The following is a 16,502-nucleotide window of genomic DNA, read 5'->3' as shown; positions in this document are numbered from 1 at the left end:
CCGGGATCAGTCCAGCCAGATCGCGCCATGCGGCAGGTCAAGCACCAGCCGGCGGTCGGCGAACGCGTCCCAGCCGATCGACACATGGCCGTCGGCCCCGCGGCGGGCCGACAGGGTCTGGCCGGCGATGGTCACTGGCACGGTCGCGGGCGGCGGCGGCTGGTCGCGGGGGGCGGTGTCGAAGGTGATGGTGACCGCCTGCCCGTCGAGCTGGCCCGGCATCGTCAGTCCATCGTCGCGCAGGGTCACCGGAATGCGGGTGGCGTGATCGGCGAGGCGCGCGGCGGCGTCCGGGTCGAGGCGGCGGATTTGGCCGGCCTTCAGGTCGAGGCGGACGGTGACGGTGCCGAGCACGTCGCGGCCGAGATCGAGCAGCGCATCGTCCGGCAGCGCCGCGACGAAGCGGGCGCGACGGATGTCCGCATAGGGGCGGACGAAGCGGATCAGGAGCGGGCGGGGCAGCGCGGTCGTGCCGCTGTCCGGCGCCGGGGGCATGCCGGGCAATCGCCGGGCGAGCGGTCGGGCGATGGCGGTGACCGGCGCGGCGGGGTCGAGGAAGACGCGCACGTCGATCGTGCGCGCCACGGCGATGGCGCGCAGGCCCGAGGGGGCGAGGACCAGCCGGTCGCTGGGGGGCGCGTGGAAGCCGGTCATGGGCGGGTCTCCGCTGCGGAGGAGGGGGCGGGGTCGGGGATGGTGCCGCCGACCGCCTGGAACAGCGCCACCGTGTCGGCGAGCCGCGCCGCCTCCGCCTGGATGCGGGTCGAGGCGGCCTGGGCAGAGGCGGCGCTGGCGCCCAGGAGCGCCAATGTGCCGACGCCGCCGAGCTGGAGCTGGCGGCGGGTGAAGCCCAGCGACTGGTTGGCGGCGTCGCGGGCGCGGGTCGCGGCGTCCAGCGCGACGGCGTCGCTGCGCAGCCCGGCGAGCGCATCGTCGACATCGACGAACGCCTGCAGCGCCGCGCCGCGATATTGCGCCTTGGCGAGGTCGAGCGCGGCCTCGGCCGCCCGTTGCTGGTGGCGCAGCGCGCCGGCGTGGAAGATCGGCGCGGTCAGGCCGCCGATCAGCGCGTAGAAGGGGTTGCCGGTCGCGAACATCCGCGCGAACCGCTCGGCCGAGCCGCCGGCATTGCCCGACAGGGTGATGGACGGCAGCCGCGCGGCGATGGCGGTGCCGAGATCGGCGGCCGCCCCCTCCATCTGCGCGGCGGCGGCGCGCACGTCGGGCCGGGCGGCGACCAGATCGGCGGGCAGCGCGACCGGCAGGTCGGTCGGCAAATGCAGTTCGGCGAGGCTCGGCAGGTCGAGCGTGGTGGCGCCTGGGGCGGTGCCGGTCAGCGTCGCGATCAGCGCGCGCTGGTGCTGCGCCTGGCGCTGGAGCGGCGGCAGCACCGCTTCGGTCGTGGCGAGCGCGCTCGCCTGCGCCGCGACGTCCGCCGCGCCGATATCGCCCAATGCCTGACGACGGCGGAGCAGGTCGAGGATGTCGCGGTTGGAACGGATCGCATCCTCGGCGGCGGTGACCTGCGCCTGGAGCGCGGCCTGTTCGATCACCGCCAGCGCCAGATTGGCGACGACGCTGGTCCGCGCCGCGTCGAGCCGGGCGGCGGCGACCGCGGTGGCGGCGGCGGCGGAGCGGATGCGGCTGCGCTGCCCGCCGAACAGGTCCAGCGGATAGGTGACGGACAACTGGCTGGTGTGGAGCGTGTAGAGCGTGTCGGTGACGTCCGCGAGCGGCGAGGACAGCGCATTGGACACCCGCGCCCGTTCCACCTGATAGCCGGCATCGACCTGCGGCCCGGCGGCGCCGCGCACGACGCCGCGCTGTTCGCGGGCCTGGCGCAACGTCGCCTCCGCCGCCGCGAGATCGGTATTGGCGGCGAGCGCGCGGGCCACGAGCGCGTCCAGTCGGGGGCTGCCGAAGCGGGTCCACCAATCCGCCGGAGCGGGGCGGCCGGGCATGATCCGCTGCGTCGGGCCGGCGGTGGCGGGGAGGGTGGCGGCGGCGACCGGTGGCGGCAGCGGCAGGTCGACCCTGGGGTGCTGCGGCCCGGCCGAGCAACCGGACAGGGCCGTGCCGAGCAGCATGGCGAGGACACGAGGCGAACGGATCATGCCGGCTGCTCCCCGGGCTGGACGGGATGATGGGGCAGGGCATGGCCGTGCGGCCCGCGCTCCTCGGGCGAGACATGGCGCGAGAACCGGTCGATCAGCACCGGCATCACCAGGAGGATCAGCACGGGGGCGAGCGCCATGCCGCCGACCACGACCAGCGCCAGCGGCTTCTGCACCTGGCTGCCGATGCCGGTCGAGACGGCGGCGGGCAGCAGGCCGATCGCGGCGGCGGCGCAGGTCATCACCACCGGGCGGAGCGCGGTGTCGACCGTGGTGGCGAGCGCCTCCGCCCGCGCCAGGCCGCCGTCCAGCGCCTGGTTGAAGGTCGTGACCATGAGGATGCCGTCCATCACCGCGATGCCGAACAAGGCGACGAAGCCGATCGCGGCGGAGATGCTGAACGGCGTGCCGGTCAGCGCCAGCGCCAGCACGCCGCCGACGATCGCCATCGGGATCACGCTGAACGCCATCAGCGTGTCGGTGACCGAGGAGAAATTGGCATAGAGCAGGATCAGGATCAGCCCCAGGCTGATCGGCACGACGATCTCCAGCCGGTCGACCGCGCTGGTCAGGTTGCCGAGCTCGCCCGCCCATTCCAGGTGATAGCCGGCGGGCAGCGGCACGGCCTTGGCGACGCGGGCCTGGGCCTCGCCGACCGCGCCGCCCAGGTCGCGGTCGCGCACGCTGAATTTGATCGGGATGTAGCGTTCCTGATGCTCGCGATAGACGAAGGACGCGCCCGAGGTGAGGCGCACCCTGGCGACCTCGGACAAGGGCACCTGGACGATCCCGTTGCCGCCCGGCGCCGGCGCGCCGATGGTGATGCGGCGGATCGATTCCAGGCTGTCGCGCTCATTGGGCCGCAGCCGCACGACGATCGGGAAGTGGCGGTCGGTGCCGGTCTCGTACAGGTCGCCGGGGCTCTGCCCGCCGATCGCTGCGGCGACCGTGGTGTTGATGTCGTCGGGGGTCAGGCCGTAGCGCGCGGCGGCGGCGCGATCGACGTCGATCCGCACGGTCGGCTGGCCGAGCGAGTCGGACACGCCCAGGTCGGTGATGCCGCGCACCTTGGCCATCTCCGCCTGGATGCGGCCGGCCAGCGCTTCCAGCGTGGCGAGGTCGGGGCCGAACACCTTGACCGAATTGGCGCCCTTCACGCCCGACGAGGCTTCCTCGACATTGTCCTGGATATATTGGGAGAATTCGAACTCGACGCCGGGATAGCGTTTCTGGAGCCGGTCCTGCAGCTCACGGGTCAGCGTGTCCTTGGTGACGCCGCGCGGCCACTCGTCGGCGGGCTTCAGCGGCGTGTAGAATTCGGCGTTGAAGAAGCCGGTGGCATCGGTGCCGTCATCGGGCCGGCCGTGCGTCGAGATGACGCGCTGCACCTCGGGATAGCTGGCGATGATGCGGCGGATGCCGTTCACCGTCGGCTGCCCCGCCTCCAGCGAGACCGAGGCGGGCAGCGAGGCGCGGATGTAGAGATTGCCCTCCTCCAGATGCGGCAGGAACTCGACGCCCAGGCCATGCACCGCGACCAGCGCGGCGACCATCAGCAGCGCGGTGCCGCCGAGCGTCAGCATCCGGTTGCCGAGCGCGAAGGCGGCGGCCGGGCGGTAGAGGGCGCGCAGCTTGCGGACGATCCAGGTCTCCACCTCGTCCAGTTTGTCGGGCAGGAGCAGCGCCGACAGCACCGGCGACACGGTGAAGGTGGCGATCAGGCCGCCCGCGATCGCATAGGCATAGGTCTTGGCCATCGGGCCGAAGATATGGCCCTCGACGCCGGTCAGCGTGAACAGCGGCAGGAAGCTGGCGATGATGATCGCGGCGGCGAAGGCGATGCCGCGACTGACCTCCGACCCCGCGTGCAGGATCGCGGAGAAGCGGCTGGCATGGTTGGCGTGGGTGCGGCCGCTGTCGATCGCGGCGGAGCGCATCACCATGTGGCGGAAGATGTTCTCGACCATGATGACGCTGGCATCGACGACCAGCCCGAAATCGAGCGCGCCGACCGAGAGCAGATTGGCGGATTCGCCCTGGATCGTCAGGATCAGCACCGCGAAGGCGAGCGCGAACGGGATGGTCTTGGCGACGATGATCGCCGAGCGCAGATTGCCCAGGAACAGCCACTGGAGGAGGAAGATCAGCACGATCCCCTCGACCAGATTGTGCAGCACCGTGTGCGTCGTCACGTCGATCAGGTCGGACCGGTCGTAGATCGGCTGCAGGGTGACGCCGGGCGGCAGCACGCCGCCGGCGTTGATCGTGGCGACCTCCTTCTTCACCTGTTCGATCGTCGGCATCGACTGCGCGCCGCGCTGCATCAGCACGATGCCCATGACGATGTCGTCGTCCGGGCCCACCCCGGCGATGCCCAGGCGCGGTTCGTTGCCGATCCGGATGGTCGCGACGTCGCTCAGCAGCACCGGGTTGCCGGCATTGGTGCCGACCAGCACGTGGCGGATCGCGTCGGTCGACTGGATCAGCCCCACGCCGCGCACGATCGCCGCCTGCGATCCGAAATTGATCGTCTGCGCGCCGACATTGCCGTCGCTCTTGCCGATCGCGGCCAGCACCTGACCGAGCGTGACGCCGTGCGCCAGCAGCCGGTCATTGTCGACCACCACCTCATAGGTGCGCAGCTTGCCGCCCCAGCCGGTCACGTCGGCGACGCCCGGGATGCGCTTGAACCGGCGTTGCAGCACCCAGTCCTGCAGCGTCTTCAGGTCCATCACCGAATAGCCGGCCGGCGCCTTGATCCGGTAGCGGAAGATCTCGCCGATCGGGCTGGTGGGCGAGATGGTCGGCTGCGCGTTGTTCGGCAGGGGGCCGAGCTGCGACAGGCGGCCGAGCACGCGCTGCTCCGCCTCGCGGAAGCCGACATTGTAGCTGAACTGGATACGCACGTCGGACAGGCCGAACAGCGAGATGGTGCGCACCGCCTTCAGGTCGGGAATGCCCGCCACCGCCTGTTCGATCGGGATGGTGACGCCGCGCTCCATCTCCTCGGCGGAGATGCCGTTGGACTGGGTCAGCACCTCGACCATCGGCGGCACGGGATCGGGATAGGCCTCGATGTTGAGGTTCGCGAAGGCGACGCCGCCCGCCAGGATCATGCCGGCGAGCAGCATCAGCATCAGCACGCGCTGGCGCAGCGCGGTGGCGATCAGCCCGTTCATGCGCCGGTCCCGCCGTTCAGCCCGGCCTCGTTGACGAACAGCGCGCCCGCGGTGACGATCCGCTCGCCCGGCTTCAGTCCGGCGGTGACGCGGTCCCAGCCATCGTCGCTGTCGGCGACGGTGACGGTTCGCGCATGGAGCAGTCCGTTCGCGCCGGCCACCCAGACGCGCGCGCCGTCGCCCTCGTGGATCACCGCGTCGGAGGGGACGCGGACGCCCTCCGGCCCGGCGGCGGCGGCGCGGCGGATCGCGAAGCTGGCGAACATCTCCGGCTTCAGCGCGCCATCCGGGTTGCGGACCGTGGCGCGCACCGCCAGGCGATGGGTGACGGGGTCGAGCGCGACCGCGACATTGTCGATCACCGCGGCGAAGCGGCGGCCGGGATAGGCGGGGGTGGTGACGGTGACGGCGTCGCCGACATGGACGCCCGCCGCGTCGCGCTCGGGCAGTTGCGCGACCAGCCAAACGCGCGACAGATCGGCGATGGTCAGCAGCGGCTTGTCGCCGCCCGCGCCGACGAACTCGCCGGGGGCGACATCGCGCGCGACGACGGTGCCCGCCACCGGCGCGGTGTAGGTCACGATCGCCGCCCCGTTGCCGCCGCCGCCGGCGGCGCGGCCGAACAGCGCCAGCCGGTCCTGCGCGGTGCGGACCGCGCCTTGCGCGGCGGCGACGGCGGCGCGCGCCACGACCAGGTCGCTGGCGGCCTGGCGATAATCCTTCAGCGCGCCACCGGCGGTGGCGTAGATGGCCTGCTGGCGCTTCGCATTGTCCTCGGCGATGCGCAGCTGGGCCTCAGCGGATTCGGCCTGGGTGCGCGCGCTGGTCAGGGCATTGCGCGCATCGGCATAGTCGTTCGACGCGACGCGCAGCAGCGGCTGGCCACGCCGCACGTTCTGCCCGGCCTCGACCAGCACCTGCACGATGCGACCGGAGAAGGGCAGGGTGACCGGAGCGCTGTGCTCGCCATCGACGGCGATCGTGCCGGTCGCGTCGAGCGGCGCGCCCGCGCCCGCCTCGCCCACGGTCAGCAGCTTCATCTGGGCGAGCTGGTCGGGCGTCGCGCGGAAGGTGCCCGGCGGCAGCGGGTGGTCGACCGGCGGCGTCGGCGTGGTGAGCGCGCGGACCAGGGTCATCGCCAGCCAGATCAAGAGGAACGCGCCGCCGCCGATCAGCAGCCAGCGCAGCTGCGCACGGCGGTCAAGCCGAAGGACGGTGGGGAGCGGCGGGGAGGCGTGTTCGGTGGACATGATGCGGCCTTGGCCTCTGCTTGCGGCGAGGAAGGTCGGCGGCTAGGCATCCTGGCTTACACGAACCTTACGACCGGATCGGACCCGTGCCGTGCGCCTGCTGCTTGTCGAGGACGATCGCGCTCTGGCCGCCGCGCTGGCGCAGGCGCTGAGCCGTCACGGCTTCGCCACCGATCATGCCGCGCAGGCCGAGGACGCGGCGGCGATGCTGGCGGCGGCGCATTATGGCGCGGTGCTGCTGGATCTGGGACTGCCCGATGGCGACGGGCTGGCCCTGCTGCGGACGTGGCGCGGGAAAGGCGTGGCGGTGCCGGTGATCGTCGTGACGGCGCGCGGCGACACCCGGGCGCGCATCGCCGGGCTGGACGCGGGCGCCGACGATTACCTGCCCAAGCCGTTCGACATGGACGAACTGGTCGCGCGGCTGCGCGCGGTGACGCGGCGCAAGGACGCGCTGGCCGGCAACGAGATCGCGCTGGGCAATGGCCGGTTCGACACGGCGCGGCGCGAGCTGGTCGTGGCGGATCGCCTCGTGCCGCTGTCGGCGCGCGAGACGGAGCTGGCGGCGCTGCTGTTCCGCCGGATCGGGCGGGTGGTGGCGAAGGCGGCGGTGGAGGACCAGCTGTTCGGCCTGATGGGCGATGGCGGCGGGGCGAATGCGATCGAGGTCTATGTCCACCGGCTGCGCCGCAAGCTGGAGGCGGCGGGCGCGGCGGTGCGGATCGAGACGATCCGCGGCATCGGCTATCTGGCGCGGATCGCATGAGCCTGTTCGCGCCGCGATCGCTGTCGCGGCGCATCCTGCTGGGCGAGGTGCTGGCGGTGACCTTGGTCGCGGTGCTGCTGCCGGTGCTGCTGATGTCGGCGCTGCACGCCGCCACCGCGCGCGAGGAGCGGGGCGCGCTGCGGCGCGAGGCGGACATGATCGCGCGGCGGCTGCACTGGGTGGGCGAGCGGCTGGCGATCGATCATCCGGCCGAATTGGAGCCGGGCTATGCCACCGCCTATGACGGCCGCGCCTTCGTGGTGGCGGACGCCGCCGGCGGCGTGCGGCTGGCGAGCCGCTACGCCGCCGGGGTGCCGTGGCGGCGGATCGCCGGGCCGAGCGCACGGCCCCGGTTCGTCGGCGCGGAGGATTTCGCACTCTATGCCCGGCCCGTGCGGGTCGGGGGGCGCCCCTTGCAGGCGATGGTGGCGCAGGACCGCTCGCAGCCCGGCGTGATCGTCGACGATATCGAACGCGCCTTCCTGCTCCGCCTGGGCCTGGTCATGCCGGTGCTGCTGCTGCTGCCGGTGCTGAGCGGGCTGGCGATGCGGCGCACCGTCCATTCCTTCCGCCGCGCCTCGGCCGAGGCGGAGGCGATCGATGCCTCGTCCCGGACCGTGCCAATCGCGATCGAGGGATTGCCGACCGAGGTGCGGCCGCTGGTCGCCGCCGCCAACGGCCTGGTCGAGCGGGTGCGGCGCGCGTTCTTCCGCCAGTCCGAATTCGTCGGCAACGTCGTCCACGAATTGCGCACGCCGCTCCAGACGCTGGCGCTGGAACTGGATGCGCTGCCCGATCCGGTCTTGCGCCAGCGCTGCGCGGTGCAGGTCGAGCGGTTGAGCCATGTCGTCGCCCAGTTGCGCGACCTGGCGACGCTGGACGATGGCGACGTGCTGCCCTGGGCGGCCCTGGACCTGGAGCCGGCGGCGGCGGCGACCATGGTGCGGTTGGCCCCGGCGGTGATCAACGGCGGCCATCACCTGGCATTCGCGGGGACCGAGGACTTGGCCGGCTATGACGGCGGGCCGCGCGTCCGCGGAAATGCGACCCTGATCGACCTGGCGATCGCCAATCTGATCGGCAACGCCGCCAAGCATACGCCGCCCGGCTGCACCATCACGGTGTCGGTGCGCGAGGCGGCGGGCGGCGCGGTGGTCGAGGTGGCGGACGACGGCCCCGGCATCGCCTGCGCCGACTTGGGCGACGCGCAGGCGCGCTACTGGCGGGCCGACCATGCGCGGTCAGACAGCGCCGGGCTGGGGCTGGCGATCGTGACGCGGATCATGGAGCGGCATGGCGGACGCCTGACGCTGGCGGTCTCCGGCGGCACGCGGGCGACCTTGTGGTTTCCGATCGCGACCGATCGTGGCCGGCGGGCGGCGGATGGCGCATCCGGCGACGCGGCCGATCGTTGATCGTCGCAATCGATCACAGGACCAAGGATTTCAGGTTTCCGACGTTCGTCGCGCTGGAGTAGCGTGACGCCATTCCGCCCCGGTCGCCCATGATGCGCCGGAGCCGCCACGAGAGGAGCAGGACATGGACGCCATCACCGAAGGCAGCCCGATCAACGATCCCAAGAAGCAGCCGGCCGCGATGCGCACGCTGCTGGGCCGCACGGCGCGCGACTGGTGGCCCGAGGCGCTGTCGATCGACATCCTTCACCAGAAGGGCGTCAGCGGCAATCCGATGGGTGACGACTTCGATTATCGCAGCGAGTTCCTGAGCTTGGACTATGACCAGCTCAAGGCCGACCTGACCGCGCTGATGACCGACAGCCAGCCCTGGTGGCCGGCCGATTACGGCCATTACGGCCCCTTCTTCATCCGCATGGCCTGGCATTCGGCCGGCACGTACCGCACCGGCGACGGGCGCGGCGGCTCGTCGGCCGGGCAGCAGCGGTTCGCGCCGCTCAATTCCTGGCCCGACAACGGCAATCTCGACAAGGCGCGGCGCCTGTTGTGGCCGATCAAGCAGAAATACGGTCGTCAGCTGAGCTGGGCCGACCTGTTCATCCTGGCTGGCAACGTCGCGATCGAATCGATGGGCGGCCCAACCTTCGGCTTCAGCGGCGGCCGCGAGGACGTGTTCGAGCCGGAGAAGGACGTCTACTGGGGCACCGAGGAGGAATGGCTGGGCCAGACCCGCATCGACGAGGAGGCCGGCCTGGCGCTGGAGAACCCGCTCGCGGCGATCCAGCACGGCCTGATCTACGTCAACCCGGAGGGTCCGGGCGGCTGTCCGATGCCGCAGGGGTCGGCGCGCGACATGCGCGAGACCTTCGCGCGGATGGGCATGAACGACGAGGAGACGGTGGCGCTGACCGCCGGCGGCCATACCTTCGGCAAGGCGCACGGCGCGGGCGATCCCAGCCTGGTCGGCCGCGAGCCGGAGGGCGCGGACATCGCCGCGCAGGGGCTGGGCTGGACCAGCACGCATGAGAGCGGGATGGGTGACCATACCATCACCTCCGGCCTGGAGGGGGCGTGGACGCCGACGCCGACGACCTGGGACATGACCTATTTCGACATGCTGTTCGACCATGAGTATGAGCTGGTCCGCAGCCCGGCCGGCGCGCACCAGTGGCAGCCGGTCGGCAACCCCGAGGATACGCTCGCCCCGGCCGCGCATACGCCGAGCAAGAAGGTGCCGACGATGATGTCGACCGCCGACATGGCGCTGAAGGTCGACCCGGCGTACAACGCGATCTGCCAGAAGTTCCGGGCGGACCCGGCCTATTTCGCCGATGCCTGGGCCCGCGCCTGGTTCAAGCTGACCCACCGCGACATGGGGCCGAAGATCCGCCTGATCGGCCCTGAAGTGCCGGAAGAGGAACTGCTGTGGCAGGACCCGATCCCGGTCGCCGACTATCCCCAGATCGAGGCGGGCGACGTCGCCACGCTGAAAGCGGCGATCGCCGGATCAGGGCTGAGCGTGGCTGAACTGGTGACGACCGCCTGGGCCTCCGCCTCGACCTGGCGCGGATCGGACCATCGCGGCGGCGCCAATGGCGCGCGCATCCGGCTGGCCCCGCAAAAGGACTGGGAGGTCAACCAGCCCGAGCAGCTCGCCCGCGTGCTGTCGGTCTATGAGCGGATCAAGGCCGAGTTCGACGGCGCGCAAGCCGGCGGCAAGCAGGTGTCGATCGCCGACCTGATCGTGCTGGGCGGCTCGGTCGGCATCGAACAGGCGGCCAAGGCGGCCGGCCATGCGATCGAGGTGCCGTTCACGCCGGGCCGCACCGACGCGTCGGCCGAGCAGACCGATGCGGAGAGCTTCGCGGTGCTGGAGCCGCGCGCCGATGCGTTCCGCAACTATCTGCAGGTGCGCTTCACCGTGCCGACCGAGGAGCTGATGATCGACCGGGCGCAACTGCTCGGCCTGTCGGCGCCGGAGATGGCGGTGCTGGTCGGCGGCCTGCGCGTGCTGGGCGCCAACCATCCCAAGGCGGGCGAGCACGGCGTGTTCACGAAGCGGCCGGGACAGCTGACCAACGACTTCTTTGTCAACCTGCTCGACATGGGCACGGCATGGAAGCAGATCAGCGACGAGAGCGACCAGGAGTTCGTCGGCACCGACCGCCACAGCCACGAGCGTAAGTGGACCGCATCGCGCACCGATCTGGTGTTCGGGTCCAACTCGCAGCTGCGGGCGCTGGCCGAAGTCTATGCCTGCGACGATGCCGGGCCGATGTTCGTCCGCCACTTCGTCCAGGCCTGGACCAAGGTGATGAACGCCGACCGGTACGACCTGATGCCGAGCTGACGGCCGGCGCGTCCTGTTTCACCCCCTTTGCGGGACGCGACGACCTGACGACGAGACCGCCGGCGCTGCCCCTGTGCGCCGGCGGTCTTTTTTCGTGGATGGGTCAGGAGGCGATGGGCAGCGGCGGGACCGGCTGGCCGGCCATTGTCGGTGACCGGTCGGCAAGCGACTGGACATGGGGGAAGAGCGTCCGCTCCTTCGCCGCCAGAAGCGCGACGACATCGGCGACGAGCGCGGCGGTTTCGGCGTGGAAGGTCGGAAGGTCGGCCGATACCGCCTGGAGGTTCCATTGGCCGACATGTTCGGAATAGCGTCGCATCATCAGGGTGCGGCGATCGAGGAGGTCGCGAACCGCCGGGGGCAGCGCAGCCCTTTCCGCGTTAAGCCGCGGCATGATCATGCGATCCTCGTGGCGCAACTGGTCGCGGACCCGGAGTGACAGGGTCATGCGATGGCGCGCCAGCATGGCCATGTCGACCGGTGCGGCGGCGAGCGTCGCCAGCATCGCCCGTGCCGCGTCGATGATGGCGCGATGGCCGGCGATCAGAATGGCGCTGTCCATCACGTCGACCCCGATATTCCTTCGTCCCGACTACGACTTATATCGAGTACAGAGGAACGCGGGTCGCGATGCCACGCAAACCGATGCGATTGTGCGACGAGGCGCGATCAGGGCGTGGCGCGGCGGACGGTAAGGATGCGGACCGGCGCGGTGAGCAACTGGCCCTTCATCGCACCCTCGCCCTTTTGGGGATCGGTGGGGGCGGCCCAGATCGCCTTCACCACGTCCATGCCGCCGACGACCTTGCCGAAGGCGGCATAGCCCGGATCGGCGGGGGGATTGGGACCGGGCTTGGCATCCAGCCCGGTCATGTCGCCGATCATGATCGTCCATTCGCCCTGCGCCGAGCCGGGCTCGCGCCGCGCCATGGAGATGGTGCCCTCGACATGCGACAGGCCGGTGGTGGTGGTCGGCTCGTGGCGGATCGGCGGGAAGATCTTCTTGCCGTCGCGCTGTCCGGCCTGGATCAGCCCGGCGTTCCAGGGCAGCTTCATCGACCGGTAGAAGGCGATGCCATCGAACCGCTTGCCATCGACATAGCGGAGGAAATTGGCAGTCGAGATCGGCGCGTGGCCGCGATCGAGCGCGACGGTGATCGGGCCGGCGGTGGTGGTGATGGTGACGTCGACGGTGTCAGCCGGCGCGGTGGATGGCGTCGGGGCCGGCGGCGGTAGAGCCGTCTGGGCGGTGGCGAGCAGCAGGGCGGGGAGGAGCAGGAGTCGCTTCATGACCCGGAGGCTAGACGCGAATGACGATCAGGAGAAGAGCGGGTCCGGCTGGGCCGTGCCGGCCTGGTCGATGGCGGCGCCGACCGCGCGGGCGCAGCGATCGAGATGGCGGCGCTCGTCCGGGGTCAGGGCGGGGCGGGCAGCCTCGTCGGTGACGCACAAGACGCCGATCGGCTGGCCGTCATAGAGGATCGGCGCCCCGGCATAGAATTGGATGCCGCCATCCGTGTCGGTCAGGGGATTGCCGGCAAAGCGCGGATCATGACTGGCATCGGCGATGCAGAAGACCTCGGTCGGCTCCAGGATCGCATGGCCGCAGAAGGACGTGCGGCGGCTGTACGGGCCGATGTCGATGCCGTGGCCGACGATCACATATTGCCAGTCTTCATAGACGATCGTCACCGCGCATGTGCTGGCGTGGAATTGCCGGCAGACCTGCTCGACGATGGCGCGCAACAGGGGATGGTTAGGCAGACCAATCGCGCCCGACCGTCGCACCGCGGCTTCACGCGCCGATTCGTCGGCCGGGCGTGCAGGCGGGCTGTAATAGCTGATGCTCATGCTGCCCCCTGCCTTCCATTGGTTTGTCTTGGCGCGACAGGTGACATGGGATGGGGTCTTTGTACATGGTTTAAAGCACTGCAAATCGGTTCTTTTGTCTACGTAACCTAGTATAGTTACGGGTAGTCGCGAACCGATCTGGTACTTTGAAGTTGACAGCGTCACGCTCCGAAGGTACATAACGGGAACGCTGAGGAATTGTGAACGGGCCGGGCGGCCCCGGGGATCGGAGAGGATGCCCGGGGCCGCGCCGGCCCTTCGCATGTCCGGCGCAGGCGGACCGGAGGGGCGCGATGCATTCGAGAAGACAGGGTGAGGGGCGCGGCGCGGCGGCGCGGCGGGCGCGGCGCGAGGGGATGAGCGAGACGCGGCGCAAGGCCTTTCTGGAGGCGCTGCGCCGGACCAGCGACGTGCGGCTGGCGGCGGCGGAGGCGGGAACGTCGCCCCAGGCGGCCTATGGCCTGCGCGACCGCGATGCGGCGTTCGGACGTGCCTGGCAGGACGCCATCCTGGGCGGATATGAGGATCTGGAGCTGCGGCTGCTGGCGGCGGCGCGCGGCACTGCGACGGAGGATGGTTTCGATCCGGCGATCGCGCTGGCGCTGATCCGACGACAGGATGCGCGGAGCAAGGACGGTGCTCGTCGCGGACCGGGCGAGACGGTGTCGCCGGCCGAGGTGCAGGCCGAATTGCTGCGCCGGATCGCGGCGCTCGCTAGGCCGGCGCCATGAGCACGACGGTGGTGGCGGGGCTGCGCGGGCTGGTGGCGCAGCTGGCGGCGATGACGGCGGCGGACCGGTCGCGGCTGCTGGAGGATCTGCCGGTCGCGCACCAGCGCACGCTGCTGGAGCAATGGCCGGTCTGGGCGCATGACGGGCAGTTGCCGGCGACGGACGACTGGCGCGTCTGGCTGATCCGGGCGGGGCGGGGCTTCGGCAAGACGCGGGCGGGCGCCGAATGGGTGAGCGCGGTGGCGCGGGCCCGGCCGGATGCGCGGATCGCGCTGGTCGGCGCGACGCTGGACGATGTCCATAAGGTGATGGTCGAGGGGCAGAGCGGGTTGCTGGCGGTGGCGCGGCAGGACGAGCCGATGGTCTGGCGCTCGACGCTGGGCGAGCTGACCTTCGCGTCCGGCGCGCGCGCCTTCGTCTATTCGAGCGAGCGGCCGGACAAGTTGCGCGGGCCGGAACATCATGTCGCCTGGTGCGACGAACTGGCCAAGTGGCGGCAGGGGGAGCCATGCTGGGACAATCTGATGATGGGCCTGCGGCTGGGTGCGCGGTCGCAGGTGCTGGTGACGACGACGCCGCGCCCGACCGGGCTGATGCGGCGGGTGATGGCGCTGCCCGGCCTGATCGAATCGCGGGGCGGCACGCGCGACAATGTGCATCTGCCGGCCGATTTCCGGACCTATATCGAGTCGCAATATGCGGGCACGCGGCTGGGCCGGCAGGAACTGGACGGCGAGTGGCTGGAGGATGTCGAGGGCGCGCTGTGGACCCGCGCACTGCTCGACCAGCAGCGGGTGCGGGCGGCGCCGGCGCTGGTGCGGATCGTGGTCGGGGTCGACCCGCCGGCGAGCCGGACGGGCGATGCCTGCGGCATGGTGGTGGCGGGGCGCTGCACCGAGGGTCATGCCTGGGTGCTGGAAGATGCGAGCGCGGCGGGGCTGTCGCCCGACGGCTGGGCGGCGCGGGTGGCGGCGCTGGTCGCGCGCTACGGCGCCGACCGGGTGGTGGTGGAGCGCAACCAGGGCGGCGACATGGTGGAGACGGTGCTGCGGCTGCACGACGCGTCGCTGCCGCTGCACGGCGCCCATGCCAGCAAGGGCAAGGGCGCGCGAGCCGAACCGGTGTCGCTCCTCTATGCGAAGGGGCGGGTCTGGCATGTCGGAGCGTTCGCCCGCCTGGAGGACGAGCTCTGCGGACTGACGCTGGACGGCTATCACGGGCCGGGCCGCTCGCCCGACCGCGCCGATGCGCTGGTCTGGGCCCTGTGGGCGCTGATGATCGCGCCTGAGCGGCACGTGGGGGTGCGGCGGATCTGAGCTTCTGCCGGCGCGGTCCGGCAAATCTAGCGGGAGACGGACGATGAAATGGTTCGGTCGCAAGGCCGGGCGCGACGAAACGCGTCCGGCGCTGTCGGGCGGCTTCGCACGGTCGGGGGTGCCGATCCTGGGCGAATGGCCGCGGCACTATGAGGCGCAGGCGCGCGACGCCTATCTGGGCAATGCGGTGGCGCAGCGCGCGGTGAAATTGGTGGCGGAGACGCTGGGCGCGGCGCCGCTCTCGGCCTCGGATCCGGCGATCGCGGCGCTGGTCGGCGCGCGGTCGGGCGGGCAGGCGCTGCTGCCGACGGTGGCGGCGCAGATGCTGCTGCATGGCAACGCCTATGTCCAGCTGCTGCGCGATCCGGCGGGCGGGGTGGCGGCGCTCTATGCGCTCCGGCCCGAACGGGTGGCGGTGGAGACGGATGCGGGCGGCTGGCCGGTCGCCTATCGCTACCGGGTGGGATCGGTGGCGACGCGGCTGGATGCCGATCCTGTGCGGCCGGCGCTGGTCCATATCCGCGCCTTCCACCCGTTGGACGATCATTACGGCCTGGGCTGCCTGGGCGCGGCGGCGGGGGCGGTGGCGATCCACAATGCCGCCACCCGCTGGGGCAAGGGGCTGCTGGACAATGCGGCGCGGCCATCGGGCGCGCTGGTCTATGAGCCGGGCGACGGATCGGCGTTGTCGGGCGATCAGCATGCGCGGCTGAAGGCCGAGCTGGACGCCTTCATCGGCGCGCCCAATGCCGGGCGGCCGATGCTGCTGGAAGGCGGGCTGAAATGGCAGGCGCTGAGCCTGTCGCCGGCCGAGCTGGACTTTTCCGGCACCAAGGCGGCGGCGGCGCGCGAGATCGCGCTGGCGTTCGGGGTGCCGCCGATGCTGCTCGGGCTGCCGGGCGATTCGACCCATGCCAATTACCGCGAAGCCAATCGCGCGCTGTGGCGCTCCACGGTGGTGCCGCTGGCGGAGACGATCCTGACCGCGCTGGCGCAAGGGTTGAGCGGCTGGTTTCCCGACGCGCGGCTGACGGTCGACCTGAACGCGGTGCCGGCGCTGGCCGAGGAGCGCGAGCGGCTATGGGCGTCGGTGTCGGCGGCGGAGTTCCTGACCGGGGAGGAGAAGCGCGCGCTTCTCGGCCTGTGCTGAGCGCGGACCTGCCCTTCGCGGGCTATGCCGCCCTGTTCGACCGGGTCGACCGGGCCGGCGACGTGCTGCGCGCGGGGGCGTTCGGGGTGGTGGCGCCGGTGCCGCTGCTGTTCGCGCATCGCGGCGATCCGGTCGGCGTGATCGAGACGCTGGCGGTGGAGGCGCGGGGCTTGCGCGTCGCGGGGCGGGTGACGGACGCGGCGCTGGCGGCGGCGGTGCGGCGGGGCGATCTGGCCGGCCTGTCGATCGGATATCGGCCGCTGGTGGCGCGGCAGGGGGCATGGCGCGAATTGCTGCGCGTCAGGCTGGTCGAGGTCAGCCTGGTGCCGGTGCCGATGCAGCCGCTGGCCCGGATCGACCGCGTCGACTGAACTTATCCA

General features: G+C 71.4%; 14 protein-coding genes. 7 read left to right on the top strand and 7 right to left on the bottom strand.

Going from position 1 to position 16,502, the window contains the following annotated elements:
* Window positions 1-6 precede the first annotated feature (6 nt).
* The 4 genes from GGQ96_RS17270 to GGQ96_RS17255 are packed head-to-tail and all read right to left on the bottom strand — an operon-like array spanning window position 7 to window position 6,543.
* On the bottom strand, window positions 7-654 hold the full coding sequence (locus tag GGQ96_RS17270; RefSeq protein WP_184116682.1) for a hypothetical protein: 648 nt from the start codon (window positions 652-654) through the stop codon (window positions 7-9).
* Window positions 651-2,114 (bottom strand): efflux transporter outer membrane subunit, encoded by a 1,464-nt coding sequence (locus GGQ96_RS17265; RefSeq protein ID WP_184116681.1) that lies wholly within the window; start codon window positions 2,112-2,114, stop codon window positions 651-653. Before GGQ96_RS17265 ends, GGQ96_RS17270 begins: the two co-directional genes overlap by 4 nt.
* Window positions 2,111-5,293, bottom strand: coding sequence for an efflux RND transporter permease subunit (locus tag GGQ96_RS17260; protein ID WP_184116680.1), 3,183 nt, complete (start codon window positions 5,291-5,293; stop codon window positions 2,111-2,113). Before GGQ96_RS17260 ends, GGQ96_RS17265 begins: the two co-directional genes overlap by 4 nt.
* A complete protein-coding gene (locus GGQ96_RS17255) occupies window positions 5,290-6,543 on the bottom strand; it encodes an efflux RND transporter periplasmic adaptor subunit (RefSeq protein ID WP_184116679.1) in 1,254 nt (417 codons plus the stop codon). The genes GGQ96_RS17260 and GGQ96_RS17255 overlap by 4 nt, the downstream gene beginning before the upstream one ends.
* A gap of 91 nt (window positions 6,544-6,634) precedes the next feature.
* Between GGQ96_RS17255 and GGQ96_RS17250 the strand changes: the two genes are divergently transcribed.
* From GGQ96_RS17250 to katG, 3 genes are all read left to right on the top strand, one after another.
* Window positions 6,635-7,309 (top strand): response regulator, encoded by a 675-nt coding sequence (locus GGQ96_RS17250; RefSeq protein ID WP_184116678.1) that lies wholly within the window; start codon window positions 6,635-6,637, stop codon window positions 7,307-7,309.
* A complete protein-coding gene (locus GGQ96_RS17245) occupies window positions 7,306-8,724 on the top strand; it encodes a sensor histidine kinase (protein ID WP_184116677.1) in 1,419 nt (472 codons plus the stop codon). The genes GGQ96_RS17250 and GGQ96_RS17245 overlap by 4 nt, the downstream gene beginning before the upstream one ends.
* Window positions 8,725-8,848: 124 nt before the next feature.
* Window positions 8,849-11,074 (top strand): catalase/peroxidase HPI, encoded by a 2,226-nt coding sequence (gene katG, locus GGQ96_RS17240; RefSeq protein ID WP_184116676.1) that lies wholly within the window; start codon window positions 8,849-8,851, stop codon window positions 11,072-11,074.
* A gap of 103 nt (window positions 11,075-11,177) precedes the next feature.
* Here katG and GGQ96_RS17235 read toward each other — a convergent pair whose 3' ends face one another.
* The 3 genes from GGQ96_RS17235 to GGQ96_RS17225 all read right to left on the bottom strand — a co-directional run bounded on the left by GGQ96_RS17235 (window position 11,178) and on the right by GGQ96_RS17225 (window position 12,925).
* On the bottom strand, window positions 11,178-11,636 hold the full coding sequence (locus GGQ96_RS17235; RefSeq protein ID WP_184116675.1) for a hypothetical protein: 459 nt from the start codon (window positions 11,634-11,636) through the stop codon (window positions 11,178-11,180).
* A 107-nt stretch (window positions 11,637-11,743) separates the two neighbouring features.
* Complete coding sequence (locus GGQ96_RS17230) at window positions 11,744-12,364, bottom strand: peptidylprolyl isomerase (protein ID WP_184116674.1); 621 nt, start codon at window positions 12,362-12,364, stop codon at window positions 11,744-11,746.
* Window positions 12,365-12,391: 27 nt separating this feature from the next.
* Entirely contained in the window at window positions 12,392-12,925 is a 534-nt protein-coding gene (locus GGQ96_RS17225; RefSeq protein WP_184116673.1) for a GAF domain-containing protein, read from the bottom strand.
* A gap of 293 nt (window positions 12,926-13,218) precedes the next feature.
* Between GGQ96_RS17225 and GGQ96_RS17220 the strand changes: the two genes are divergently transcribed.
* Genes GGQ96_RS17220 through GGQ96_RS17205 form a run of 4 tightly spaced genes read left to right on the top strand, consistent with a single transcriptional unit; the run spans window position 13,219 to window position 16,493 of the window.
* Window positions 13,219-13,656 carry a hypothetical protein gene (locus GGQ96_RS17220; RefSeq protein ID WP_184116672.1) on the top strand — a complete coding sequence of 146 codons (438 nt, stop codon included), beginning with the start codon at window positions 13,219-13,221 and terminating at the stop codon, window positions 13,654-13,656.
* Window positions 13,653-14,972 (top strand): DNA-packaging protein, encoded by a 1,320-nt coding sequence (locus GGQ96_RS17215; RefSeq protein ID WP_184116671.1) that lies wholly within the window; start codon window positions 13,653-13,655, stop codon window positions 14,970-14,972. The genes GGQ96_RS17220 and GGQ96_RS17215 overlap by 4 nt, the downstream gene beginning before the upstream one ends.
* 43 nt (window positions 14,973-15,015) lie before the next feature.
* The gene (locus GGQ96_RS17210) at window positions 15,016-16,122 is read left to right on the top strand and encodes a phage portal protein (protein WP_184116670.1); all 1,107 of its coding nucleotides are present in this window, start codon (window positions 15,016-15,018) and stop codon (window positions 16,120-16,122) included.
* On the top strand, window positions 16,116-16,493 hold the full coding sequence (locus tag GGQ96_RS17205; protein WP_425506712.1) for an HK97 family phage prohead protease: 378 nt from the start codon (window positions 16,116-16,118) through the stop codon (window positions 16,491-16,493). The genes GGQ96_RS17210 and GGQ96_RS17205 overlap by 7 nt, the downstream gene beginning before the upstream one ends.
* Window positions 16,494-16,502 lie beyond the last annotated feature (9 nt).

This window comes from Sphingomonas abaci (assembly GCF_014199625.1).
Classification (GTDB): domain Bacteria; phylum Pseudomonadota; class Alphaproteobacteria; order Sphingomonadales; family Sphingomonadaceae; genus Sphingomonas; species Sphingomonas abaci.
Note: the sequence above shows the minus strand (reverse complement) of the source record. Positions and strands in the feature narration are given on the sequence as shown.